The sequence below is a fragment of the Algibacter sp. genome (genome assembly GCF_029245835.1).
Classification (GTDB): Bacteria; Bacteroidota; Bacteroidia; order Flavobacteriales; family Flavobacteriaceae; genus Algibacter_B.
Genome location: NZ_JAQWOO010000071.1, coordinates 1 through 25,263, shown reverse-complemented (window position 1 = coordinate 25,263; position 25,263 = coordinate 1). Strand labels below are relative to the sequence as shown.

General features: G+C 32.1%; 20 protein-coding genes and 1 pseudogene. 10 read left to right on the top strand and 11 right to left on the bottom strand.

What is annotated here, in order from left to right; genetic code table 11:
• Positions 1–9: 9 nt before the first annotated feature.
• A pseudogene (locus P8K68_RS11735) lies at positions 10–3,240 on the top strand (CHAT domain-containing protein).
• A 49-nt stretch (positions 3,241–3,289) separates the two neighbouring features.
• Here P8K68_RS11735 and P8K68_RS11730 read toward each other — a convergent pair.
• Positions 3,290–5,233: a T9SS type A sorting domain-containing protein gene (locus P8K68_RS11730; protein ID WP_300251129.1), complete on the bottom strand. Its 1,944-nt coding sequence runs from the start codon at positions 5,231–5,233 to the stop codon at positions 3,290–3,292.
• 243 nt (positions 5,234–5,476) lie between these two features.
• Between P8K68_RS11730 and P8K68_RS11725 the strand changes: the two genes are divergently transcribed.
• On the top strand, positions 5,477–5,932 hold the full coding sequence (locus P8K68_RS11725; protein ID WP_300251126.1) for a Na(+)-translocating NADH-quinone reductase subunit F: 456 nt from the start codon (positions 5,477–5,479) through the stop codon (positions 5,930–5,932).
• Positions 5,933–6,051: 119 nt separating this feature from the next.
• On the opposite strand, the gene nqrF is transcribed toward P8K68_RS11725, so the two are convergent.
• From nqrF to P8K68_RS11695, 6 genes are all read right to left on the bottom strand, one after another.
• Positions 6,052–7,359 carry an NADH:ubiquinone reductase (Na(+)-transporting) subunit F gene (nqrF, locus tag P8K68_RS11720; protein WP_300251124.1) on the bottom strand — a complete coding sequence of 436 codons (1,308 nt, stop codon included), beginning with the start codon at positions 7,357–7,359 and terminating at the stop codon, positions 6,052–6,054.
• Between the two features lies 1 nt (position 7,360).
• Positions 7,361–8,080 (bottom strand): NADH:ubiquinone reductase (Na(+)-transporting) subunit E, encoded by a 720-nt coding sequence (gene nqrE / locus P8K68_RS11715; RefSeq protein ID WP_300251122.1) that lies wholly within the window; start codon positions 8,078–8,080, stop codon positions 7,361–7,363.
• Between the two features lie 69 nt (positions 8,081–8,149).
• Positions 8,150–8,794: an NADH:ubiquinone reductase (Na(+)-transporting) subunit D gene (locus P8K68_RS11710; RefSeq protein WP_300251119.1), complete on the bottom strand. Its 645-nt coding sequence runs from the start codon at positions 8,792–8,794 to the stop codon at positions 8,150–8,152.
• A 1-nt stretch (position 8,795) separates the two neighbouring features.
• A complete protein-coding gene (locus tag P8K68_RS11705) occupies positions 8,796–9,542 on the bottom strand; it encodes a Na(+)-translocating NADH-quinone reductase subunit C (RefSeq protein WP_300251117.1) in 747 nt (248 codons plus the stop codon).
• 2 nt (positions 9,543–9,544) lie between these two features.
• Positions 9,545–10,750, bottom strand: a complete 1,206-nt coding sequence (locus tag P8K68_RS11700; RefSeq protein ID WP_300251114.1) for an NADH:ubiquinone reductase (Na(+)-transporting) subunit B — start codon at positions 10,748–10,750, stop codon at positions 9,545–9,547.
• Positions 10,750–12,105, bottom strand: a complete 1,356-nt coding sequence (locus P8K68_RS11695; protein ID WP_300251112.1) for a Na(+)-translocating NADH-quinone reductase subunit A — start codon at positions 12,103–12,105, stop codon at positions 10,750–10,752. Before P8K68_RS11695 ends, P8K68_RS11700 begins: the two co-directional genes overlap by 1 nt.
• Before the next feature lie 162 nt (positions 12,106–12,267).
• On the opposite strand from P8K68_RS11695, the gene P8K68_RS11690 reads away from it, so the two are divergent.
• The 3 genes from P8K68_RS11690 (at position 12,268) to P8K68_RS11680 (ending at position 14,924) form a co-directional block, all read left to right on the top strand.
• Positions 12,268–13,518, top strand: a complete 1,251-nt coding sequence (locus P8K68_RS11690; protein WP_300251110.1) for a DUF5103 domain-containing protein — start codon at positions 12,268–12,270, stop codon at positions 13,516–13,518.
• Between the two features lie 168 nt (positions 13,519–13,686).
• Positions 13,687–14,073 (top strand): Co2+/Mg2+ efflux protein ApaG, encoded by a 387-nt coding sequence (apaG, locus tag P8K68_RS11685; protein WP_300251107.1) that lies wholly within the window; start codon positions 13,687–13,689, stop codon positions 14,071–14,073.
• Positions 14,074–14,378: 305 nt separating this feature from the next.
• Positions 14,379–14,924, top strand: coding sequence for a class I SAM-dependent methyltransferase (locus tag P8K68_RS11680; protein WP_300251105.1), 546 nt, complete (start codon positions 14,379–14,381; stop codon positions 14,922–14,924).
• A gap of 330 nt (positions 14,925–15,254) precedes the next feature.
• Here the strand turns inward: P8K68_RS11680 and P8K68_RS11675 are convergent, their stop codons facing one another.
• Entirely contained in the window at positions 15,255–16,250 is a 996-nt protein-coding gene (locus P8K68_RS11675; protein WP_300251103.1) for a DUF6695 family protein, read from the bottom strand.
• On the bottom strand, positions 16,243–16,965 hold the full coding sequence (locus tag P8K68_RS11670) for an NRDE family protein (protein ID WP_300251101.1): 723 nt from the start codon (positions 16,963–16,965) through the stop codon (positions 16,243–16,245). The genes P8K68_RS11675 and P8K68_RS11670 overlap by 8 nt, the downstream gene beginning before the upstream one ends.
• 151 nt (positions 16,966–17,116) lie before the next feature.
• Here P8K68_RS11670 and pruA point away from each other — a divergent pair, with 151 nt between their 5' ends.
• Both pruA and P8K68_RS11660 read left to right on the top strand, forming a co-directional pair.
• Positions 17,117–18,745 (top strand): L-glutamate gamma-semialdehyde dehydrogenase, encoded by a 1,629-nt coding sequence (gene pruA, locus P8K68_RS11665; RefSeq protein WP_300251098.1) that lies wholly within the window; start codon positions 17,117–17,119, stop codon positions 18,743–18,745.
• 119 nt (positions 18,746–18,864) lie between these two features.
• On the top strand, positions 18,865–20,460 hold the full coding sequence (locus P8K68_RS11660; protein ID WP_300251096.1) for a T9SS type A sorting domain-containing protein: 1,596 nt from the start codon (positions 18,865–18,867) through the stop codon (positions 20,458–20,460).
• A gap of 238 nt (positions 20,461–20,698) precedes the next feature.
• On the opposite strand, the gene P8K68_RS14940 is transcribed toward P8K68_RS11660, so the two are convergent.
• Positions 20,699–20,839, bottom strand: coding sequence for a hypothetical protein (locus tag P8K68_RS14940; RefSeq protein ID WP_366143751.1), 141 nt, complete (start codon positions 20,837–20,839; stop codon positions 20,699–20,701).
• A gap of 115 nt (positions 20,840–20,954) precedes the next feature.
• On the opposite strand from P8K68_RS14940, the gene P8K68_RS11655 reads away from it, so the two are divergent.
• On the top strand, positions 20,955–21,914 hold the full coding sequence (locus tag P8K68_RS11655; protein ID WP_300251093.1) for a tetratricopeptide repeat protein: 960 nt from the start codon (positions 20,955–20,957) through the stop codon (positions 21,912–21,914).
• On the opposite strand, the gene rsmG is transcribed toward P8K68_RS11655, so the two are convergent.
• Positions 21,915–22,544 carry a 16S rRNA (guanine(527)-N(7))-methyltransferase RsmG gene (gene rsmG / locus P8K68_RS11650; RefSeq protein WP_300251090.1) on the bottom strand — a complete coding sequence of 210 codons (630 nt, stop codon included), beginning with the start codon at positions 22,542–22,544 and terminating at the stop codon, positions 21,915–21,917. It abuts the gene before it with no gap.
• Positions 22,545–22,686: 142 nt separating this feature from the next.
• On the opposite strand from rsmG, the gene P8K68_RS11645 reads away from it, so the two are divergent.
• Together P8K68_RS11645 and P8K68_RS11640 are read left to right on the top strand one after the other, a co-directional pair.
• On the top strand, positions 22,687–23,781 hold the full coding sequence (locus tag P8K68_RS11645) for an acyl-CoA desaturase (RefSeq protein ID WP_300251089.1): 1,095 nt from the start codon (positions 22,687–22,689) through the stop codon (positions 23,779–23,781).
• 35 nt (positions 23,782–23,816) lie between these two features.
• Positions 23,817–25,001, top strand: a complete 1,185-nt coding sequence (locus P8K68_RS11640; RefSeq protein ID WP_300251088.1) for a pyridoxal phosphate-dependent aminotransferase — start codon at positions 23,817–23,819, stop codon at positions 24,999–25,001.
• Positions 25,002–25,263: the final 262 nt, after the last annotated feature.

Sequence of the window (25,263 nt, the reverse complement as noted above, 5' to 3'; positions counted from 1 at the left end):
TTTAATTGAATGATTAAGAATTCATCATTTATAAAAAAAACAATTTTAATCTTTGTGTTGTTTTTTGGATTTGAATTTCAAGCGCAGAATGATTCTATTTCTAGTATTTCTTATATTCAAAATTTAGTAAAAAATGACTCTTTAAAAAAAGCTAAAAAAGAATTAAAAACACATTTAGATTTTTACCGTAATCAAAAAAACACAGATAGCTTAATAAAATATATCTTCCTGGTAGGCAGTTTAAAACTAGCCAATAACAATCATGATTTGGCAATAAAAAAAGCAGAAGCTTTTAGTAAAGAATTAGAGCTCTACAAAGACCCTTTTGTAAATAAAGAAGCATTATTAGAACTATCTTGGATTTATGATGATGCAGGTTATACTAAAAAATCTCACGAAATTGTAGAAAAAGCTCTTGAAGTTGCTAAAACAATTAAAGACTCTAAAAAAGCTGGTTTTAATACTATCTATCATAACCTGGGCTATTTGTCTGCAAACCTTGGTAATTATGCTTCTGCAAAAAAAAATTATTTAAAAGCCACAACAATCATGGAAGGTGCAAATGAAGAAGATTATGAATCTTTACACCAAACTTACAATGCATTAGGTGGCATGATGTGGCATACCTCACATTTAGACAGTAGTGTATTCTACTTCAACAAAGCTTTAAAAATATTAGACAGTACTGAGCAAACTCCTATTAATAAATATTATAGAAAAGCTTTAGTTAATCTTAATATTGCTGTACTAAATCAAAGTTTAGGAAAAATAGACTTAGCTATTGAATCTTCGAAAGAAGTTATCGAGGGTTTTCAAAAATACTTAGATCATTCAAAAGATGAATCTAGAAAACTAAGAGCGCTAAAACATCAACTAGCTGCTATAGATAATCTGGGAGTCTTTTATCACTCTGTTGGAGAATTCGAAAGAGCAGATAAACTAGTTACTTACGCTTACAACAAAAAAATTCAAAATTTAGCTCCAGAAGATATTAACTTAACCATATCACCTATTATTTGTGCACAAGCAAAAATTGGTCTTAGAGATTTTAAAGCTGCTAAAAAACTTATAGATCATGCTCTAGAAAGAATTAATAATAGTAAAAACACACAACTTTATTGGCATGCAAGTGCTTTATCTACAAAAGCAATTATTAGTAATGAATTAGGACAAATTGAAAGTGCTAGTATTAATTATGATAAAGCTTACTCCCTATTTAAAAAATCTTTAGGAAATAATAACTACGATAGAGATTTGTTAGATGTTATTATAAATATGTCGCAATTTTATGCATCACATAATATTGCACCAAAAGCCGTTTCTTTAGCAGAAGAATCTTATGATTTCATAAAAAGTAGTGACTTTAAATCTACCATTCAAGAGTTCCATCATGTTGTTAATTTAAGCGAAGTACACTACAAATTAAAGGATTATGAACAGGCTATACTATATAGTAAAGAAGCTATTCGTTTTTCAGATAATATAGGTAAAAAAACAGAAAATTTTAAAGATTCTATACAAATTCAATACAGAAAACCTAAAGTATTATTAATTAACGCAAAGTCTAAATATGAATTACATACCGATAAATCTGAAGCATTTTTAGTTAATTTACTAGACCAAACAAAAACAAGTCTTGATATACTAGAGCAACGTAAAGCTATTGTAAATTCCTACGAAGATTTAAACTTACTAATAACTGAAAACAGCGAATTATTTAGTTTCTCAAAGCAATTACTTTTAGATTTATATCACAAAACAAATAATGAATTGTACTTAAATAAATTATTAAGCATTCATGAATCGAGCATTTATAATCGTATTCGTTCACGTTTTAATTTAAAAAATAGTATTGGTTTTTCAGGCATTCCAAAAACTATTTTAAAAAGAGAGAATACTTTAAAAAACAATCTTAATGCTTCTATAAATAATATAACCGATGGCTTAAAATCATTCTCTCAAGCGAGTTCTAATTGGAATTTTTTTATAGATTCTATAAAACAAATATATCCAAAGTATTATAAAATGAGATATGCAACTATTGAAGTTCCTTTGGATAGTATTCATAAAAAAACACCTAAAAACACCACACTAATTCGTTATGTATTTATTGATGATATACTTTATGCTACCCTAATAAACAAAAATAAAAAGCAACTGTTTAAATTAAATAGCGGCCATATTAAAGAAACTATTTCTCAACTATTAGAAAATCAATCGGACTTAAAATCTACAAGCAATAGATTGCACGAGCTATACCAAGTATTATGGCAACCTTTTGAAAAAGCAGTCAATACAGATCAGGTCATTATTATACCTGATGGCGTATTATTTAATTTAAGTTTTGAAAGTTTAACGCCTTCAAAAATAAATTCATTTACAACCTTAGCGACTAATAGTCTACTCTCAAAACATACTATTTCATACAATTACAGTTTACTATTATTAGATAAATCGGAGAAAATCATAAATTATCAAAAAGACTTCATAGCCTTTGCACCAGAGTTTAACGATAAAATGAAACAGGATTACAGTGTTGCAATAAAAGATTCTCTTTCCATTGATAAGACCTACCTAAGTCTACTTCCACAACCGTTTAGTGTAGATTTAGCAAAGGAATACTCTAGGTTGTTTAACGGTTCTTTCTTTATAAATGAAAAAGCTTCCAAACAAATATTTACAAATGAAGCTAATGAGCATAAAATTATACATATTGGAACACACGCAGAATCTAACAACATCACACCAGAATTATCGCGTTTAATTTTTGCTAAAAATAACTCAGATGAAGACAATTCATTATACACTTATGAAATTTACAACCAGAGTTTAAATTCTAATTTAGCTATATTAACTGCCTGCGAAACTGGAAAACCTACTTACCAATCAGGAGAAGGTATGATCTCTTTAGCACACGCTTTTAATTATGCTGGAAGTGAGAGCATTTTAACGAGTCTTTGAAAAATTGATGAACAGTCAAGTTCTAAAATAATCAAACTATTTTATGATAATATAAAAAAAGGGCTCCCAAAAAACGAAGCATTAAAACAAGCTAAACTAAAATATCTATCTAATGCAGAAGGTAGAACAATTGCACCTCACTATTGGGCTGGTTTAGTACTTATAGGAGACACTACATCAATTGATTTAAAAACACCATCAAACTTTCTATGGTATTTATTAAGTGCTATAGTAGTTATACTTGCAACAGTATTTATTGTTAAAACGCGCCGAAATTAAAAAAAGAGCTACTATTTCTAGCAGCTCTCCCCTTTTAATTAACTAAATTCTAATTTGAAATAACTATTCTTTTGGTTGTTGTAGCATTTAAATTATCATCTTTTAACTTTAAAAAATAAAGACCTGTTGGTATTTCATTAACCATAATCTTTAATTCATCACCTTTAAATTCAGATGCTTTAACAACTTGTCCTAATGGATTTAATATTTGCCAATGCCCTTGTGTTATTAAACTAGATTTTACATTTAAAATATTTTTTACTGGGTTTGGAAAAATGGCCATGTCATCCAAAATTTTATCAGTGTTAGAAAGCGCAAAACCTGGTCCGTTTAAAAACACCGAATTACCGGCGCAAACAACATCAAATGTATAAGGTGTACCATTATAAATTGCAGTGACTTGTGAAGGAAGATCACAAGTAAAAATTTCAGTAGATGTTATAATTTCAAAACTAGCGTCGTTTGCTGGCAGGTAACCCAAAGTAACATTAATCTCACCTTCTAGGGTGGCATTTTCTGTAACCAAAACGTGGTCGTATTGAGTTCCTAAATTTGGACCATCAATCTCGATATCAAAAGTAGCAGAAGCAGATGCTACAAAATCTCCCACAACAGTTAAAATACCAGGAGAACTACCCGGAGCAATTACACCATCTAAAACAAAATTACTAGGAAACTGAATACTTCCACTACCCCTGTAAGTCCCAATCCAATCTAAAAATGCTCCCGTAGTTAAATCTTCATTAAATGCTAAGGTTCCTGATTCACTAATGACATCTCCATAATTTATAAATGTTGTCAGGTTAATAGAAGATGTACCACTTCCTATTGTTTTTTTAAGCCCACTAATAACGCTAATTGTCATCTCGTGAAGGTCACCACTATTATATCCAATAGTAATATTATCGCCGTTAATATTATAACTATTAAAATTAAATACTCTAACTATGCCATTATTTATGTTTAAATCACCTTGATTATGATTGATGTCTTCAAAAAATGTCCATAAATACATATCTGTATCCAATGTTTTAGTTCCGGGTCCATCAAGATTTATATACCCATAACTTGATATTCCAGATTGATCGTTAGTATCGTTACTATATATTTTTCCATTTCTCCATGATAATGTTGCGCCTTTCTTTACATAAATATATTTATCAATTAGTAAATCACCATTTATTTCTAAAGTACTATCGACTCCTAAAATAATATTTGCAACAGCAGTTACGCCTGCACCGTTGGTAGAAACAAAATCTCCTCCAGGCATGTTAATAACAACTCTTGAATCTGCAGATGGAATACCATTAGGATCCCAGTTAGCTGGATTATCCCACATACCATCATTACCCTCACCATCCCATGCAATGGATGAAGAGTAATTGATATCCAATACTTCATAGTATAAACCGTCAGCTTCGCATTGAGCGGTTAATATAGTATCAAAGTCAAAACTAGAATTCAGGAAAGATGCAGGAGAAGGACAAGCGCCTTGGTAGCCTTCAATTACTTGAAAAGCATCTCCAATTTGAGGTGCATAACCTGAGAAAGACAGCTGCACATTACCTGTAAAATAAAAATTCCCTTCGCAAGTTACTTTATTAAATAAATCATAATCTTGAACAATAACTTCAAAAGTACTTGATGAATCTACAGTAAAATCTCCATAAAGATAGAAGTCTCCTTGAGTAGTTAATTGAGCTCCAAATCTCAACTCTAAACTTCCATAGTCTTGCGGAGGAACTCCTCCAAGACCATTAAAATAAACGTAAAACCCCTCAATTAATATATCATCACCTTCTTCAGGAATTCCTGGCAATGATGGATCTCCTCCTCTTCGCCAGTTTTCAGGATCTTCCCAAGCACTTGGATCCCCACCAAAATCTCCCGCTTGTCCAGTAAACACAACTTGGTTATAATCAATCTCTTCTTGAGCATTGAGAGTTGCAAATGTGAATGTAAAACACATTGTAAATAATAAAATTCGTTTCATAATTAATAGCTTTTATGTTTATATATACTATAACATCAAAAAACTTCAAAAATGTGAGCATGATTTTTTGAAAAAAATGAAATTATTTGAATCTTACAAGTTAGAATTCGTCAATTCATGAATAGAAACTGGCTTTAGAACATACATTTTTATGGAATTACAAGCAACGTATTATAAAAATTTAAGATTAATTTCTTAGTTTAAAAAAATTTTTTTAGTAATTTGAGATAAAATTTTTGTCTTATGAAAACAACTCCTCGTTTAGAATCAGCCTTAAAAAAGCTCTATACCGCTTTTCACAATAATACACTTAACCCAGAATGCTGTAAACAATGCGCTGTTGGTAATATTTTAGACCGAAAAGATAGTTGGAAACATTTATCAGATTCTCATGGTGATTTGGAATTAAATTATCTTGGAAAAGTACATCAAGGTTTAGGACGAAAATTTAATGGTTATACGCCGTTAGAATTATTGAAGATTGAACATCTTTTTCTAAACGCTTGTGGTTATCAATTACCACTGCATTACAAAAATGAAAAACCAAAAAACCCAACAGATAAAGCTATTTTATTTAATGGCCTTTCAGAAGTTATATCATATTTATGTGAATTGGATGGTATTTCTAACGTTATGGATTACAAAAGGTTATTTGAATTTGAAGATAATAAACCACGACATAAATTAGAAACTTATTAACACAATCTAAAAAGTGTTTTAAAACAAAGCCCAACATTATTACATGTTGGGCTTTGTTTTTTTATAGTAATATACTGAATAGAATTCAGCATGATGACTTAATTAATAATGAACATTGACTATCCTCCAAAGTCATCAAATCTGATGTGCTCATCTGGAATCCCAAAATCTTCACCCATTTTTTGAACCGCTTGATTCATTAATGGTGGTCCACAGAAATATAATTCTATATCTTCAGGTGATTCGTGCTTGCTTAAATAATTATCTATAACACAGTTGTGAATAAAACCAACAAATCCATCTCCAGGAGCATCAATATCTTCTTTTACTTTCCAATTATCTTCTTCCATTGGTTCAGATAATGCTAAGTAGAACTTAAAATTAGGGAAATCTTTTTCTAATTTATAAAAATGATCTAAGTAGAATAACTCACGTTTAGAACGTCCTCCATACCAATAAGTAACTTTTCTACCCGTTTTTAAAGTTCTAAATAAGTGATATAAATGTGAACGCATTGGAGCCATACCAGCACCACCACCAACATACAACATTTCAGATTCAGATTCATTTATAAAGAATTCACCGTAAGGTCCTGAAATCGTTACTTTATCTCCTGGTTTTTGATTAAAGATATAAGACGATGCAATACCAGGATTAACATCCATCCAACCGTTTTTAGCGCGATCCCATGGTGGACAAGCCACACGAACATTTAACATAATCTCTCGTCCTTCAGCAGGATAAGAGGCCATAGAATAAGCGCGCTCTATAGTTTCTGGATTCTTCATCACTAAAGGCCATAAACCAAATTTATCCCATTCTGTTTGAAATTTATCTGGGGTATCATGTTCTTCTGGATGCGCTGTAATATCCATATCTGAATATTTAACTTCACATGGTGGAATTTCAATTTGAATATATCCACCAGCTTTGTAACCCATATCTTCTGGTATTTCAACAACAAACTCCTTAATAAATGATGCCACGTTATAATTACGAACAACTGTAGCTTCCCATTTTTTAATACCAAACACTTCTTCTGGGATGGTAATATCCATGTCTTGCTTTACTTTAACTTGACATGATAAACGCGCTCCGTGTTGTAATTCTTTTCTTGAAAAGTGTGGAGTTTCAGTTGGCAAAGCTTCACCTCCACCAGATAATACATGACATTCACATTGAATACATGTTCCTCCACCACCACATGCCGATGGCAAGAATATTTTTTGAGCACCTAAAGTAGATAATAAACTACCACCTGAAGCTACCTCTATTTCACGTTCACCATTTATGGTAATTTTTACTGGACCAGATGGTGATAATTTTTGTTTTACAAAAAGTAATAAGCTAACAAGTATCAGCGTAATTAATAAAAACGCTGCAACTGTTGCTATAACTGTTCCTGTTGTTCCTGCTGCTAAAATCATACTACTCAATTATTTTAGTGTTATTAGCTAAATCTTTAGCTTCTTCAGTTTTTAAATCTTCAACATCAATAGCTGTTTCTGTAGTTGGTTCAGCTTCTTCGTCACCACCTGTTAACATACCACCAAAGCTTAAAAAACCAATGCCCATTAATCCTGTAATGATAAACGTAATACCTAAACCTCTTAAAGGTGCCGGCACATTACTGTATCTTATTTTTTCACGAATAGCAGCAATAGCTAAAATGGCTAAAAACCATCCTATTCCTGAAGAAACTCCGTAGTTAAAAGCTAAACCTAAAGTTTCAATTTCACGAGATTGCATAAATAAAGATCCTCCTAAAATAGCACAGTTTACAGCAATAAGAGGTAAGAAAATACCAAGTGAGTTGTAAAGTGATGGTGAAAATTTCTCAACCACTATTTCAACTAATTGAACCATGGTTGCAATAGTTGCAATAAACATGATAAAAGAAAGAAAACTTAAATCGTAATCTGCATATTCGGCTCCTAACCAAGACAGTGCTCCTGGTTGTAATAAATACTGATCTAACAACCAGTTTAAAGGTACTGTAATTGCCAATACAAATATTACTGCTGCACCAAGACCAACTGCTGTTGCTACTTTTTTTGAAACGGCTAAGTATGAACACATACCTAAGAATACCGAAAACACCATATTATCAATAAAAATTGACTTGAAAAATAATTCGATGTGCTCCATTGTTTTATATTTTTTTAGTTTTATCTTAAGTAAGCAATTGCTTACCGAAGACTAAATACTGTTTACTAATTAATCTTCGATTAGTGCTTTATTTCTACTACGTTGTACCCAAATAATTAAACCTACAACTATTAATGCCATTGGAGGCATTAACATAAATCCATTATTTTCGTAACCTATAGCGTATACACCAGTTTTCTCGATAGCATCTCCTAGTACAGGAATACCAAATAAAGTTCCCGAACCTAAAAGTTCTCTAAAAAAACCAACTATTAAAAGAATAACGGCATATCCTAAAGCATTACCAATACCATCAAGAAAAGATTTCCAAGGACCGTTAGCTAAAGCGAAAGCTTCAAAACGCCCCATAATGATACAATTTGTAATAATTAAACCTACAAATACTGCTAATGTTTTACTTAATTCATATTGATAAGCTTTTAATACTTGATCTACTATAATTACCAAAGCAGCAACTACAATGAGTTGTACAATAATTCTAATTTTTGAAGGAATGATATTTCTCATTAAAGAGATTACAACATTACCAATTCCTAGTACAAACAATACTGCAACGCCCATTACTAGCGACGCTTTAAGTTCTGCTGTAATTGCTAAAGCGGAACAAATACCTAAAACTTGAATTGTAATTGGGTTGTTGTCTGTTAACGGGTCTGTTATTAACTTAGCATCTTTTTTTGAAAGTAGTCCCATATTATTTTAAGTTTTTAAAGTAAGGTAAATACAATTTTAAATCGGCTTTAAGCATTGCTGAGACTCCGTCTCCAGTAATGGTTGAACCTGCAATAGCATCCACTTCATGATCAACTTTATCTAAGTTTTTAGGATCATTGTTACCTTTTGTAACAGCAATACCTTTAAAAACTCCTGTATCACTCAATAAATGTTCTCCAGTAAAATCATCCATAAAGAAACGTTGGTTGATGTTTGCACCTAAACCAGGTGTTTCTCCTGCATGATCAAAAAATGTCCCTTGCACTACCATATCCTTATCTAAAGCTACATAAGCCCAAATAGCATCCCAAAGTCCCTTTCCTCTAATTGGAGCTATGTAAAATGTCTTACCATCTTTCTCTCCAACAAATAACGGTAAACGTCTTGTGCCTCCGTTTTTTGCTTTTGCTTGTTCTTTCTTAACATCTATTAAGTAAGCTTCATCATCTTCTGTTGAATTGCCATTTGCATCAACAACTAATTGTGTTTTGATATATTTTGAAAATTCGCCAGCTACTTTATCCGTAGAAATAAACTCCCTACTTGAACCTTCGTTTTCATTTACGCCCATAGCATACAGGATATTCTGCTGCTTTTCCATACGTTTGTTTTCTGTAATTCTAGGTTTTAATGACGATGCCGTAAAGGCTAATAATGAACCTACAACGACTACCATTGCTATAGCAAATAGTATGGTATATGAATTTTTATCAGTTTTATTTTCCATCGTTATGCAACTTTAGCTTTTAAACGTTTCATTCTTTTCTTTACATTACCTTGTATAACGTAATGATCAATAGTTGGAGCAAATACATTCATAAGAAGTATTGCTAGGAAAACTCCCTCGGGGTAAGCTGGATTGAATACACGAATCATAATTGATAAAAATCCAATTAAGAATCCGTAAATCCATTTTCCTTTATTTGTTTGAGAAGCTGTTACAGGGTCTGTTGCCATATAAACTGCTCCAAATAAGATACTACCAATAATAAGATGCTGCCAAAAAGGAACATTCATTAAACCATAAAACTTGCTTGATTCTCCTATCCAACCTGCATCAACAACACCATTGAATATGATTCCCATTACCAAAGCTCCTATTAAAGTGGACACTATAATTCTCCAACTTCCAATTTTGGTAAAAATTAAAAATAGCGCACCAATAATAATTAAGAATTTTGAAGTTTCTCCAACTGAACCAGGAATTAATCCCCAAAACATATCCCAATAATCGTAAACAACAGAATTATTTTGAGCGTAAGACCCTAATATCGTTTCACCTGAAATAGCATCTGGTGTACCAGCACGTTCAACCGCACCATGTACCCAAACTTTATCTCCAGACATCCATGTAGGGTATGCAAAGAATAAAAAAGCTCTAATCGTTAATGCTGGATTTAAAATATTCATTCCTGTACCACCAAAAACTTCCTTACCAATTACAACACCAAAAATTACTGCAACAGCTAACATCCATAAAGGAATATCAACAGGTACAATAAGTGGTACTAACATTCCTGTAACTAAGTACCCTTCTTCAACTTCATGACCTTTTATTATAGCAAATATAAATTCTACTGCTAGTCCAACACCATAAGACACAACAACTAGCGGCAATACTTGCCATAAACCTACAATTAGATTATCTAGAGTCCAAAATGAAGCTCCTAAAAACCCATTAGCAGATTCAATTTCGCCTAATGCTAAATAATGCTGATAACCTGCATTGTACATACCAAATATTAAACAAGGCACCAACGCCATTATTACAGTATTCATGGTACGTTTTAAATCATCGGCTACTTTTATATGTGTTCCACCGTGAGTGGTTTCATTAGGTAGATATAAAAAAGTATGGAGTGCATTAAATGCTGGTATCCATTTTTTACTTTTATTCTTCTCCTTAAAACTATGTAATTTTTCTTTTAAACCCATTATCCTATCTCTTTTAGCATTAAGTCTAAACCTGCTCTAATTATTTTTTGATGTGGTTGCTTAGACACGCATACAAATTCTGTTAATGCAAAATCTTCGGGTGCAACTTCGTACATTCCTAAAGCTTCCATCTCGTCTAAATCTTGATACATACAAGCTTTTAAGATTTGCATTGGAAAAATATCTAATGGAAAGACTTCTTCATAAGTACCTGTAGTTACAAAAGCACGATGTTCACCGTTTGTATTGGTATTTAAATCGAATGCTTTTTTAGGGGTTAACCATGAAAACGTTAAAGCTCTAGAAGTCGATATTTTATTAAAGACTGGCTTAGTCCAACCAAAAAATTCATAATCATCACCTTCTGGAATAACAGAAACCACATTGCTGTAGTAATCTAAACTTCCGTCTGGTTCTATTTGTTTTCCTGATAATACATTACCGGAAATGATACGATTTTTATCACCTTTTGTAACACCTTTATCAAAAACAATAGTAGCTATTTCACTACCAGCAAGTGTTTTAAAATACCTTGGTTTTTCAACAGAAGACCCAACTAAAGCAACTATACGCTCTGCATTAAACTTTCCAGTTAAAAGTAATTCCCCAATAACAACTAAGTCTTGAGGACTAACTGTCCAAACTACTTCACCTTTGTTTACTGGATTAATTTTATTTATTTGAGTCCCAACGTTTCCTGATGGATGTGGTCCAGAAACTTTATGTAGATTTACTCCAGTCACTCCAGATAATGGCGAATTTGATTTTTTACCAACAGAAACATGTACCTCGCCTTCAGTTAACTTTCCTAAAGCTAAAACGGCTGCTTGTAATTCTGCTTCTTTTCCCTGTAAGGTAAAATCTAAATCGGCGGCTAATGGTGCACTAGCATATCCTGAAATAAATATCGCTTTTGGCGGCTTTTCAGGATTTGCAATCACATCATAAGGACGTTGTTTAACAAATGGCCAACATCCCGAAGCTAATAAATGTGCTTTTACATCTTCTGGTTTTGAAGCAGCAACATCAAACTTTCCAAAATCTTCAAAAGTTTGAGTTTTATCAGCTTCAATTTTAATGGCATCAATGCGTCTTTTTGGGCCTCTAACCACCTCAACTATTTTCCCTGAAACTGGTGACAAAAATTTAATCGCTTCTTGAGATTTGTCATAAAATAAAGTGCTTCCAGCCTTAACTGAGGTTCCTTCTTTTGCAACAAGTTTTGGTATTACGCCGTGAAAATCTTCTGGTCTTATGGTACAGTAGTTACTGATAGTCGCTTGTTCAACGGTTTTTTCAGCTTCACCAATAAGTTTAATGTCCAGACCTTTTTTAATACGAATGTCGTTTGACATATTTATTTTTATTGAAATTAGTTGTCTAAAAATCGGTGCAAAAATACGAATAAATAGATTAAATAGTAGTGAAAATATAGTTAGCTTATTATTTATACTCATTCTAAATAAAAGATTCGACTTAGGCATAGAATTTGTTTATATTTACAAAAAAAAAGTAAAATGTCTTTTAAATTTTCACTATTATGGTTTTGTTTTGCAGTTACTGGATTTATTTTTGGTCAAGTTGAAGAAGTAAATCCACCAGATTATATAAAATCTATAACGTTTAAAAGCAATAGCAGCGATTTAGGAGAGCTCCCAATTATTAAATTAGGAGAAACGTTTTATTTAGAATTTGATGTATTAGTTTCAGACGAACCCGATTTTTATTATAAAATTGAACATTATGATTATGATTGGAAAGAATCTATTCTCGTAAAACCAGAATTCCTTTTAGGTGTAGACAATTTTAGAATTCAAGACTATACAAATTCATTCAACACCTTTCAAATGTATTCGCATTATAAGTTATCCATCCCAAATCAGCAAACCAAAGCATTAAAAGTCTCTGGCAATTATAAAATCCTGATTTACAACACTGATGGCGACTTAGTATTCTCTAGAAAATTTATGATTTACGAAGACATAGCGACACCAGGAATAACCATAAAAAGATCACGAGATGTGAGCAACATAGAAACCACTCAAACTGTGGATATAGAAATTACAACTAGGCCTGAAATTAACAATCCGCTGCAAACTGTAAAAACATTAATTATTCAAAATAGAAATCTTAACACTGCTATTTCAAATTTAAAACCACAATACACGATAGGAAATAAACTCATTTACAGATATGTAAAAGAAACCGCTTTCCCTGGAGGAAATGAGTATTTGTTTTTTGAAACCAAAGACGTTAGAGCAGCTACCATGCGTGTTCAATCCATCTCTTTAGAGGATATCTACCACTCGTATTTGTTTACCGATATTTCAAGAAAAAACTTACCATATACCTATAACCCAGATATTAATGGCCAATTTAAAATTGTAGCCATAGATAGAGACGATGTTAGTGTTGAGGCAGATTACGTACAAGTTCATTTTTCGTTAAAGTACCCTGAGTTAACCAACGGAGAGCATATTTATGTCTATGGCAACTATAATAATTACGATCTAAACAATCTTAACAAAATGACATTTAATCCTAAAAACGGACTTTACGAAACCAATTTCAGATTAAAGCAAGGATTTTATAATTACAAATATGTAGTTGTTAATAAAGACAAAACTTTAAATGAAGGCGCAATAAGCGGTAACTTTTGGCAAACCGAAAACAACTATAAAGTTCTTGTTTACTATAGAGATTTAGGAACACGTTACGACAGAATTATCGGGTTTAATGAAGTTTCATCAATAAATATTTCAAACTAAGCCGCATAAAACATCAAAAAAATGCTTCTCAATAGGGTTAGAATAGACATTCAATAAATATTGTAGGCTAAAAATGCATTTCATCTAATTTTTCCATCAAAGACGTTAAAATTTACGTTAACCACTTAATATTTATTATTTTAGCTTGCGCTAATATTTTGCACACCAATGGTTCAACAAGTTACAAAAGGCATAAAAATTTCGGTAGAAACTACCTTCGAAGGCTCGTTTTATAAAAATTATAAAATACAATACGCCTTTGGATATACCATAACTATAGAAAACCAAAGCAAAGATTCTGTACAGTTAAACGCACGCCACTGGGAAATTCTAGATGCTTTAAATAACATTGAAACCGTTTCTGGAGAAGGTGTTATTGGCAAAAAACCCGTCCTTAACCCTGGCGAATCTCACACCTACACTTCAGGTTGTTTACTTACCTCGCCTTTTGGCGCTATGCAAGGGCATTACAGTATGGTTAACTTTACCACTACCAAAAAATTTAAAGTCACCATCCCAACTTTTAAGCTAAGTGCTCCTTTTGCCATAAATTAAAATAGGGTAACTCTCATATATTTTCGTATTTAAAACATAAAGCTTTAAAGAACATAAATAATAAATACGCTCCAAAGCAAACAACTCTTTGTCCTAAACAAAAAATTAGTTTTTACTTTTATAAAACGATCCTTTTCAAGCTTTGCTTTAAACAAGTAAAAATGTAGACAAATAAGTTGTAGTTTAGTATTAAATTAGCAATTTGTGTTAGTTATCCAAATCTAAAATAACTACAAAAAACATAATATCCTTAAACGAAAGCTTTTCAGAAGTTTTCAAATTATTTAAAATAACAACATATATAAATGCGAAATTTAATTACATGGATTAAATTTAAAGGCTGGTTTATTTTTGACTTGCCTTATTTCATAAAAGAAAACAATTTACAAAAAGGCGTAGAACTTGGAGCTAAAGCAGGACGGAGCATGTATTTCATGCTGAGGACAAACAAACAATTACATTTAACAGGTATTGATTTATGGGAAGTTATTGAAGGTGGAGCATACAAGAACAACAATAAAAATGAAATAAAATGCAAGCGTAAACTTAAAAAATTTAAGAATAGAACATCTTTGATAAAAGGCGACGCCAAAGAAATTGCAGACACTTTTCCTGACGCAGAATTTGATTTTCTCTATTACGATCTACAATGTAAAGCAATGCTAGATATTCATCAAGACATGCTATCCAAATGGATTCCTAAAATTAAAAAAGGAGGCCTCATAATTGGCCGCGACTTTAGAGATTTCAGAAGCGTATTTTATAATCTTGGTTACACCGAAGAAGACTTTAAAAACTGTACAATTAAAAATAGAGTTTCACAAAGACTCGAATATTTAGTAATTACCTAATACATTAATTAAAGCCGTGTTGGATTATTATTTTCAACAATTCAAAGCAAGAAAAGTTACAACAAATGTAAATATTACAAATATGGCTTCAATGAATATTTTAGATAAGTCTATAAAACCTGTGAATGAATTTTAGATGTAATAGACAAAATGGTTGGTTAATATTTCCTTATCACTTATGTTTATTAGCTTTGAGCCAAATCAAAGGTTTTGAATAAAAAAATAAAGGACTACAAAAACTCATATAAAACACAGGTTTCATAGGTCTTTCTATTTTTTCACTTTAAACTAGAGCCAACAATACACTATATTTTAATAATTTCTCAAATATTATTGTGTAACTCTTTGAAACCTAAATACAGTACCGCTCTGTTTTACATGAAAAAATTTGCAATTTGAGTAGTGCACAAATTCAAATTCTAAATCATAATCAAACGAATCGTCATCAACAACATATCGTTCGTGTACATCAATATTTCCATATGGAGAAATACGCTTAAAATGATACTCCACATCATGCCCTACTTTATGTAACTCAAACCAGGCACCCGCTGCAATACCAGAAAGCCATTGTGCATTTTCATGCAACCCATCAATAGGTTTTGGCTTTTGAGTTCCTACTAAATTAACTTCATGGTCTTTTAATTTATCTAAAAAACAACGTATATTTTCACTTCTTTGAGAACCTTCAAATTTTGAAATTACACCAGTTTCAGAAACCTCAAAAGGATGATTTTCAGTATCAGCAATCAGAACGTTTCCAACCGTACTTGGTGTAAACCATTTTGAGTTTTCAAGATTCTTTTTTACTGTAGAATCTGTTAATGAAGCAATTAATGTATCGGTTACAAAACGCGCACAGTTACAAGCATCTTTAATAAAGGCTGCATATCTAATAAAATGTTTGTTTTGCATTTTGGTAATGTGCTTGCGTGCTTTATTATAATTAACAGAATTACAAACCGAAGCTATCAATTTACCATCACCATGCGTTAATTTTGGGTGTGTCCCTAAAAACTCTAAAATAGTGTCTAAATTTGTTATTTTATCGTTTTGTACGTCAGCCTTTATTGGAAAATGCAACTCGTTATCGGTATCGCTACCGCGAACTCTTCCGTTTGGCTCAGGCGTTATGTAACGTCCAAAATCATGATATTCTAAAACGCCAGTTTGTTTATCAATTAAAACCAAAGCGGCATGACCTGCTCGTAAATAATCCTTCTTACCAACACCAACAAATTTTAAAAAAGGAGAAAACCATTCTTCAGAAACCATAACAATAGTATCTGGATACGCCAAGGTTAAAATAATACCTGTATTATCCATTGACTACTTCTGGAAGGCTGAAGGTTTTAATAGTCACTTTTTTATTTTCAAGATTTTCATAACGCATACTAACCATATTTCCTTTTTTTTCAACTTGTGTAACACTAGTTGTTTTTACAAAACCACGATCCATAATCACACCATAATCCATATTTTTAATATCTGTGTTTTTATGAAAACCCAATACAGAATCCGCATTCAAATCATAAACAACTTCAAAGTTTTCAAACCATTGCTGACGCTCTCTTTGCATCCCTTCAGAGTACAATGTGGAAGAGGACCAAATTCGAGAATCAAAAGGTAATGCTGTAAAATGTTTGTATTTACCATCCCAAACGAGTTCATAGAATTTTAAATTCGAATTCCAATCTGCAATCACAATGGTAAACGGTTCAATATCATTAAAATTATAACCTTCAACAGTTTCAATAATGTTTTTAGAAACCATAAAATCATTAGCCACTATTCCTCTACTTTTTCTATAACTTGATTGCCTTTTGTGTTTTACAAAACTACCATTTAACACACAAACCACTCGGTTGTTTTCACTAACGCCAATCCAAGTCCCCCCCATTTTATCTTTTGGAAACAATAATTTAGTATCAGCAATAGTATAAAAATCTGGAACTAAAGACACTCTATCGGGAGCTTCGTCTCGATTTGAGGTTAAAACAAAATCATTTTCACCAATTGGAATTATTGTAACTGTACACATAAAACTTGTAGTCTTAAAACACTTAGGCAACTTACAAAAAATAAATAAAATTTAACGCACTTTTAAGAACCTCTTATCTCAAATAATAATTTAATAATTCGTAAATTTGCGGGACATTTACTGAAAATTCAATAACGAAAAATCGAAAATCATGGGAAAAGGCTTTTTTAATGTACCAATTGCAGTTAATGAACCCGTAAAATCTTACACTACAGGATCACCAGAACGGGATGCTGTACTTAAGACTTACAAGAAGATGTTTAACAACAAAATCGATGTGCCTTTATATATAAATGGTGAAGATGTAAAAACTGGGAATACCAGAACCATGTCCCCACCACATGACCACCAACACATAGTTGGAACCTATCATGTAGCTGAGCAAAAGCATATTAACGATGCTATTTTTACAGCTTTAGAAGCAAGAAAAACTTGGTCTCAAATACCATGGGAACAACGTGCGGGTATCTTCTTAAAAGCTGCCGAATTAATTGCTGGCCCATATAGAGCAAAGATTAATGCTGCTACCATGATTGCGCAATCTAAAACCATTCATCAAGCAGAAATTGATGCGGCTTGTGAGTTTATAGATTTCTTGCGTTTTAATGTTCAATTTATGACAGACATTTACATGGAACAGCCAGAAAGCACGAGTGATGCTTGGAACCGTATTGAGTACCGACCGTTAGAAGGCTTTACCTATGCAGTAACACCATTTAACTTTACTGCTATTGCTGGAAATTTACCTGCATGTATGGCGTTAATGGGGAATGTTGTGGTTTGGAAACCTAGTGATAGCCAAGTGTATTCTGCTAAAGTGATTATGGATGTGTTTGAAGAAGCTGGTGTGCCTCCGGGCGTAATAAACGTTGTTTTTGGAGACCCTGTGATGATTACGAATACGGTGATGGCAAGTCCAAATTTTTCAGGATTACACTTTACGGGTTCTACATTTATATTCAAAGAACTTTGGAAACAAATAGGAAACAACATCCATAATTATAAAACCTACCCAAGAATTGTTGGCGAAACAGGTGGAAAAGATTTTATTGTAGCTCACAAATCAGCTGATGCTAAACAAGTTGCTACAGCTATTGTTCGTGGTGCTTTTGAATTCCAAGGACAAAAATGTAGTGCCGCTTCAAGAACTTATATTCCAAAAAGTCTTTGGGCAGATGTTAAAAAATATGTTATTGAAGATGTGAAATCCTTTAAAATGGGATCTCCAGAAGATATGAGTAATTTCATTACTGCTGTAATACATGAAGGCTCTTTTGATAAACTTGCAAAGTATATTGATGGTGCTAAAGCTGATGCTGATGCAGATATAATAGTTGGCGGGAATTATGATAAGAGTAAAGGTTATTTCATAGAGCCTACGGTTATAGTTGCTAAAGATCCAAAATACACCACCATGTGTACAGAGCTTTTTGGGCCAGTAATTACTATTTATGTATATGAAGATGAGGCTTATGCGGAAACTTTAAAACTTGTTGATGAAACGAGCGAATATGCTTTAACAGGTGCTATTATTTCTAAGGATAGATACGCCATAACACAAGCCACTGAAGCCTTACAAAACGCTGCTGGAAACTTTTATATTAATGACAAACCAACTGGCGCTGTTGTAGGACAACAACCATTTGGTGGTGCTAGAGCATCAGGAACTAATGATAAGGCAGGTAGTGCTCAAAACTTATTACGTTGGGTGTCGCCTAGAATGATAAAAGAAACATTTGTAACACCTAAAGATTATAGGTATCCGTTTTTGGAGAAGTAAGCCTCCTAAACTATTTATAAAGCGACTAAGTGTAAAACAACTAAAAAAAAAGCGGTCCTTCGAATTAATTTTATTTGAAGGACTTTTTTTCATATATTAATTTTTTAAATAAAAAAAATATGATAAAAAATTACATTTTAGGATTGCTATTTTTTCCAATTATCGCTTATGCGCAAGCTGGTTTTGAAAGTTCTGTACTTACAATAAATTCGACACTTACTTACCAAGGCTTTGGTGAGGCCATGGCTCATGCTGGCACAGCAGAATATAAAATCTATTATGATAATATTAATGGCGTTTTAGACAAACCCATTTTTATTTTGGACGGTTTTGACCCCGGAGACTCGAGAGGTATTACTTCTCTATTCAATTCATTTAACAATGCGCCTACAACAGAAAATCTTGTTACAGAAATTAGGGATGACGGTTACGATTTGATTTTGGTTAATTTCCCATCTTACACAAGTTCTACGGATGGTACAACTCAAATTGATGGAGGAGCCGATTTTATACAGCGAAATGCTTATTCGGTAATTGCATTGTTAGAATTAATAAATGGAATGACCACTACAACAGATGAGAATGTTGTTGTAGGAGCAAGCATGGGTGGCCTTATTGCTCGTTATGCATTACGGTATATGGAACAAAATAACATCACTCATGAAACGAGATTATACATTTCTTTTGATTCACCACATCTTGGTGCCAATATCCCTATTAGCATACAGTATTTGTTTAATTATTTTGTAAATAACTCTTTTCTACCTCAAACTGCTTTACAGCCAGGATTAAACGATTTAAATAGCGCTGCTGCAAAGCAAATGTTGGTTGATCATTATCTAGCTCATGTCGATTTAACAGGTGATGGTATAACACAAACTGGCTCTAATCTCCCAAAAGGAGCACCAAATTTTAGAGACGCATTCCAAGGAGAATTAAACACCATGGGGCTTCCTCAAACAATTCGTAATGTCGATATAATTAATGGTAGTGGTTCAGGAGCTACTTCTGGGACTCCAGGAGCCAATATCATTAACCATATATTTACAATACCACCTTTATCAATTCCTATAAATCTTAACTTTGCCCCAGCTGCATCAGTATCTAATACGGTTACCAATGTTACTGGTCTTTTTAGTGCAGGTGCTGAATCTCCGTCTTTTACAGATGGTGTAGATAGCGCACCAGGCGGAACAACAGATTTAAATTCACTTAGCGACGGTAGTAGTGACCCTACACTAAATGAATTTGTTGCTAATTTAAATGAAACAGCCTATTGTTTTATCCCCACTGTTAGCGGTTTAGCAATGTCCTCAACTAACAATTGGTACACATTACCTGATAACACTACCCCTTTTGCAAATACATATATTCCTGATGTAAATGAAGGACATGTTGATGTTAACAATGGTAACGTGGCTTTTCTTTTATCTGAAATAAGAGAAGAAAACTTAAGTAGTACTGAGTTCTTAGCGGAACAAAGGATTAAACTCATTTTAAATCCTATTAGTAACTCACTTGTTTTGTTGAATAAATCGTCTGAATCACAAGCTCGAATTTCTATTTTAGATATGACTGGAAAATTAGTTTTTCAAAAGCTTGAAATGCTTCAAGAGCAAACCACTATTCCTTTAAGTTTATCTTCTGGAATGTATATCCTGGATGTAAAAACTAAAAACACATCTTTATTAAAAACAAAGTTAGTGGTGAAATAAGATATAATGCATACTTGCTTAATATAAGTATTTAAAGGAATTTGTTAGATCAAAAAAAGCTGAACTATCTTAACATAGTTCAGCTTTAATCTACATATTTTAATCTAAAATAATCTGTATAATTTATTTAAGCCTTGACATTTTAATTTTAATCTATTTCTTTTCCATTAACAAAATGAACAGATTTTGCACATTTCCCTGCTTCCCTATAATATTTGCATTCACCATGCATTAAGCCTTAACTCAAGCTTTCAACTTTAAAAATTTCACCATTCTCATAATACGATTTTATTTCACCAAGCATTTTCCATTTTTGATGGTAACCTGTTTGATTTATATTCCCGTTTTCATAAAATGATTTCCAAACCCTAGTAAGCACCCCATTTGAATATTTTTTTATGATAAGAGTACTATTTTAAAAAATTATAGATATTAAAAAATTACACTAACTTTAAGGTTTTATAAAACGGCATATTATTTGTTGCACTATAACTATGAAAAAAAGAATTATTCTATTACTCATCATATTGCCACTAATAAGTTTTGGGCAGGTAAAAAAAGTATACAGAAAAGCACTTAGGACTGAAGACCTAAATGAAAAAATAAAACTTCTAAATCAAGTTATTGATCAGGAGCCTAAAAACCTAGACGCTTATTTTTATAGAGCTATTACTAAAAATGATTTGGGCGATTATCGTGGAGCTATTGTAGATTACTCAAAAATTATTGTTGATGAACCTGATGCAGACACCTACTTTAACCGAGGTAATTCAAGATATAGTTTAAATGATTTTATTGGTGCAAAAGAAGACTATGCTAAAGCACTTATGCTTGACGAAAATTTTATTGATGCCCTTTATAGTTTAGCTTGTGTACAATTTGATTTGAAGGAATATGAGAGTGCCATTAAAAATTTTACAGAGGTCATTAAACAAGTCCCAAATAACCCAAACACTTATATACTAAGAGCTTCTGCATATAAGGCCATTGAGAAATACACGAACGCCCTAGAAGATTATTCTACAGCTATTTTTATTGAACCAAATGCCAATAATTACTACAATCGGGGTGTTTTTTTTATGGATATTAATTACTATAAAGAAGCTAATGAAGATTTAACAAGATCGTTAAGACTTAATAGAAATAATGCCTTTGCTTATTTTTACAGAGGCTCTTCCAATTTACTTTTAGGTAAATTTAATGATGCTATTTCTGATTTTTCTGAAGCTATAAAATTTGATGCTATGGATTTTGATGCTTATTTAGGGCTTGCTATGGCGCAACTTAAAATTGAAGATACAGCTAATGCCAAAACAAATTTTAACCGTGCCAATTCTATAATTATTCCTAACAGCAAAGTATCATCAATTCAACAATACAATAATACGTATTGGTTTAATAATCAATATTTCTATTTTAATAATGCGATAACTGCATTAGCAAAATTAGAATAACTACCCTTTAAATTTCATTGGAAGATGCACCAACTTTTTAGTTTCATAAAAGTCTTCTTGAAAATAATCACTTAAACTATAAATGGTTATGGTTTTATAACCTTGAAGTTCTTCTGATAGATCCCCGCCTTTTAAATACAAAATACCGTTTTTAAGTTCATGCTTTTGCTCTTTGGTTATTTTGCCTTTTACCCAATGTACAAAAGTTGGCATTGCAGCCACTGCTCTACTAACAATAAAATCATACTGACCCTTAACATCTTCGACTCTACCATGTGTAGTTTTAACATTAGTTAAACCTAAACCAGCAGCAACCTCATCAACTACCTTTATTTTTTTAGCTATACTATCAACCAAATGAAATGAACATTCTGGAAATAAAATTGCTAAAGGGATTCCTGGAAACCCTCCTCCTGTTCCAACATCTAAAATCTTACTACCCGATTTAAAGCTTATAACCTTTGCTATTCCTAAAGCATGCAAAACATGGCGCAAATACAACTCATCAATATCTTTTCTAGACACGACATTAATCTTCAAATTCCAATCTTGATAAAGGGATTCAAGCTTCTCAAATTTTTGTATTTGGTCTTCCGTAAGGTCAGGAAAGTACTTTAAAATTAGCTTCATTTGTGTTAAATTTTGAACAAAAATATGCTTTTTACATACATATTTTTACAAAAAAACGTTATTACTTCAATTGGTTTATACTTATCTTTGCCAGAGATATGACAAACAATTTTTATTATTTATCATATTAAAATAATTAAGCATGACTAAACAAGCACTTTCGTTTTCGAGAAAAGACTCTGCCAAGTTTTTTAAAACATTAAATAAACGTGTTAACGACTATTTTAAAGAAAACAATCTAAAACGTACAGGAAACTGGAAGTTATATATTAAAGCTATTGTAATGTTCTCTTTACTGATAGTTCCTGTTGTTTTAATTTTAGCTATAGATTTACCAGCTTGGACACAAATATTAGGTATGGTAATAGTTGGAATTGGTATGGCGGGTGTTGGCATGAATGTTATGCATGATGCAAACCACGGCTCTTTTTCTAGTAAAAAATGGGTTAATAAATTAATGGGGAGTAGTATATATATCTTAGCTGGAAACGATTATAATTGGAAAGTACAGCACAATGTATTACACCACACTTACACAAACATTCAAGGACACGATGAAGATATTGATGCTGGTAGAATCATTAGATTTTCTAAACACTCTAAATGGTTTAAGTTCCATCAATACCAAAAATACTATGCTTTCTTTTTGTACGGTTTATTAACAGCAAATTGGGCCATTACTACTGATTTTATACAAACGTACAAATATCTTAAAAGAAAATTAGCTTATGGCAAATTACCACACCCTGCTACACAATGGACCAAACTTATTATTGGTAAAATTGTATATTATTCTTTATGGGTTATTTTACCAATATCTTTAGGTTTTTCTTGGTGGGAAGTTTTAATAGGGTTTATTATTATGCATTACACCGCTGGAATTATCTTAAGTGTTGTGTTTCAATTAGCACACGTTATGCCTAATACAGAAATGCCGTTACCAGACGAAGCAGGAAACATGAAAAATACTTGGGCTATTCACCAATTATTTACAACATCAAATTTTTCACCAAAAAGCTGGCTAGCAGAGTTTTATACTGGCGGATTAAACAGGCAAGTAGAACATCATTTATTTGCTAATATTAGTCATGTCCATTATAGCAAAATAGCTAAAATAGTTAAAGAAACGGCACAAGAATTTAGCTTACCATACAACGAATACCAAACTTTTTGGCAAGCTGTTGCCGAACACTACAATCAATTAAAAGCGCTAGGACAAAAACCTAGTTTAGCCTAAAAATTCACACTTACCGATAAAATAAAAAAACTAAAATGCAATTACTATCTGATAGAATTTTAAACATGTCTACGTCTGCTACTTTAGCAATGGCAGCAAAAGCAAGAGAACTTAGAAGCGAAGGAAAAGACATTATTGGCTTAAGTTTAGGAGAACCTGATTTTAACACACCTGATTTCATTAAAGATGCCGCTATTCAGGCCGTTAATGACAATTATAACTCGTATACCCCTGTTGATGGTTATGGTGAATTAAAAGATGCTATAATTACCAAATTTAAACGCGATAATAATTTAACCTATAATCCGTCACAAATTGTTGTGTCTACTGGTGCAAAACAATCTTTAGCTAATATTGCTGGTGTTATGCTTAATAAAGGTGACGAAGTTATTTTACCATGCCCTTACTGGGTAAGCTATTCTGATATTGTAAAATTATATGATGGTGTTCCTGTAGAGGTTAAAACATCTATTGATACAGATTTTAAAATGACTCCTAGTCAACTTGAAGCAGCTATAACACCAAACACAAAAATGATTTGGTTTAGCTCGCCATGTAACCCAAGTGGTTCTGTTTACAGTAAATCTGAATTAAGAGGATTGGCTGATGTATTGGTGAAGCACCCAAATATCTATGTGGTTTCAGATGAAATCTACGAGCATATAAATTATGGCGAAGGTCATTCAAGTATCGCTGAATTTGACGACATGTACAACAACAGTATTACAGTTAACGGCGTTTCAAAAGCATTTGCAATGACGGGATGGCGTATTGGATATATTGGTGCTCCAGAAAAAATTGCTAGAGCTTGTAACAAAATGCAAGGGCAAATGACTAGTGGTGCTAATTGTATTGCTCAACGTGCTGTAATAACAGCTTTAAATGAATCACCTTCTCGAGTTCAATACATGATTGACGAATTTAAAGAGCGTCGTGATTTAATACTTAAATTAGTTAGTGATATTGAAGGTTTTAAATCTAATACCCCTGATGGTGCATTTTATATATTTCCAGATGTTTCGCATTACTTTGGAAAAACATTACGTGGTAAAACCATAAATAATGCTACTGATTTTTCCTTGTATTTATTAGAAGAAGCGCTTGTTGCCACTGTAACTGGTGAAGCTTTTGGAAATCCTGATTGTATTAGAATTTCTTATGCTGCTTCTCAAGAACAAATTATTGAAGCTATTAAGCGTATTAAGGAAGTTGTTAGTTAAAACTCGCGAACTTAAATAATATATATTCAGACCTGTCAGATTTAAAAAACCTAACAGGTCTTTTTTTTAAATCTATTTGGTCATTAAAAGGCTTCTAAAAACACAACACTTCATTTACTTTTTAACCTGAGTTCGATTAATATTTAGATAAGTTTTAATAGTAAAAAAGATAGATTTTTAGTAAATTAAAGTACTGAAATTCAATTTATTAATCTAAAAACCTATCTATGTTTTGTTACTCTAAAATTACAGATTTATTTTG

Bases quoted from the DNA above. Each gene is read 5' to 3' on its own strand.
- P8K68_RS11730 (WP_300251129.1), bottom strand. From the start codon at position 5,233: ATGAAACGAATTTTATTATTTACAATGTGTTTTACATTCACATTTGCA.
- P8K68_RS11725 (WP_300251126.1), top strand. From the start codon at position 5,477: ATGAAAACAACTCCTCGTTTAGAATCAGCCTTAAAAAAGCTCTATACC.
- nqrF (WP_300251124.1), bottom strand. From the start codon at position 7,359: ATGATTTTAGCAGCAGGAACAACAGGAACAGTTATAGCAACAGTTGCA.
- nqrE (WP_300251122.1), bottom strand. From the start codon at position 8,080: ATGGAGCACATCGAATTATTTTTCAAGTCAATTTTTATTGATAATATG.
- P8K68_RS11710 (WP_300251119.1), bottom strand. From the start codon at position 8,794: ATGGGACTACTTTCAAAAAAAGATGCTAAGTTAATAACAGACCCGTTA.
- P8K68_RS11705 (WP_300251117.1), bottom strand. From the start codon at position 9,542: ATGGAAAATAAAACTGATAAAAATTCATATACCATACTATTTGCTATA.
- P8K68_RS11700 (WP_300251114.1), bottom strand. From the start codon at position 10,750: ATGGGTTTAAAAGAAAAATTACATAGTTTTAAGGAGAAGAATAAAAGT.
- P8K68_RS11695 (WP_300251112.1), bottom strand. From the start codon at position 12,105: ATGTCAAACGACATTCGTATTAAAAAAGGTCTGGACATTAAACTTATT.
- P8K68_RS11690 (WP_300251110.1), top strand. From the start codon at position 12,268: ATGTCTTTTAAATTTTCACTATTATGGTTTTGTTTTGCAGTTACTGGA.
- apaG (WP_300251107.1), top strand. From the start codon at position 13,687: ATGGTTCAACAAGTTACAAAAGGCATAAAAATTTCGGTAGAAACTACC.
- P8K68_RS11680 (WP_300251105.1), top strand. From the start codon at position 14,379: ATGCGAAATTTAATTACATGGATTAAATTTAAAGGCTGGTTTATTTTT.
- P8K68_RS11675 (WP_300251103.1), bottom strand. From the start codon at position 16,250: ATGGATAATACAGGTATTATTTTAACCTTGGCGTATCCAGATACTATT.
- P8K68_RS11670 (WP_300251101.1), bottom strand. From the start codon at position 16,965: ATGTGTACAGTTACAATAATTCCAATTGGTGAAAATGATTTTGTTTTA.
- pruA (WP_300251098.1), top strand. From the start codon at position 17,117: ATGGGAAAAGGCTTTTTTAATGTACCAATTGCAGTTAATGAACCCGTA.
- P8K68_RS11660 (WP_300251096.1), top strand. From the start codon at position 18,865: ATGATAAAAAATTACATTTTAGGATTGCTATTTTTTCCAATTATCGCT.
- P8K68_RS11655 (WP_300251093.1), top strand. From the start codon at position 20,955: ATGAAAAAAAGAATTATTCTATTACTCATCATATTGCCACTAATAAGT.
- rsmG (WP_300251090.1), bottom strand. From the start codon at position 22,544: ATGAAGCTAATTTTAAAGTACTTTCCTGACCTTACGGAAGACCAAATA.
- P8K68_RS11645 (WP_300251089.1), top strand. From the start codon at position 22,687: ATGACTAAACAAGCACTTTCGTTTTCGAGAAAAGACTCTGCCAAGTTT.
- P8K68_RS11640 (WP_300251088.1), top strand. From the start codon at position 23,817: ATGCAATTACTATCTGATAGAATTTTAAACATGTCTACGTCTGCTACT.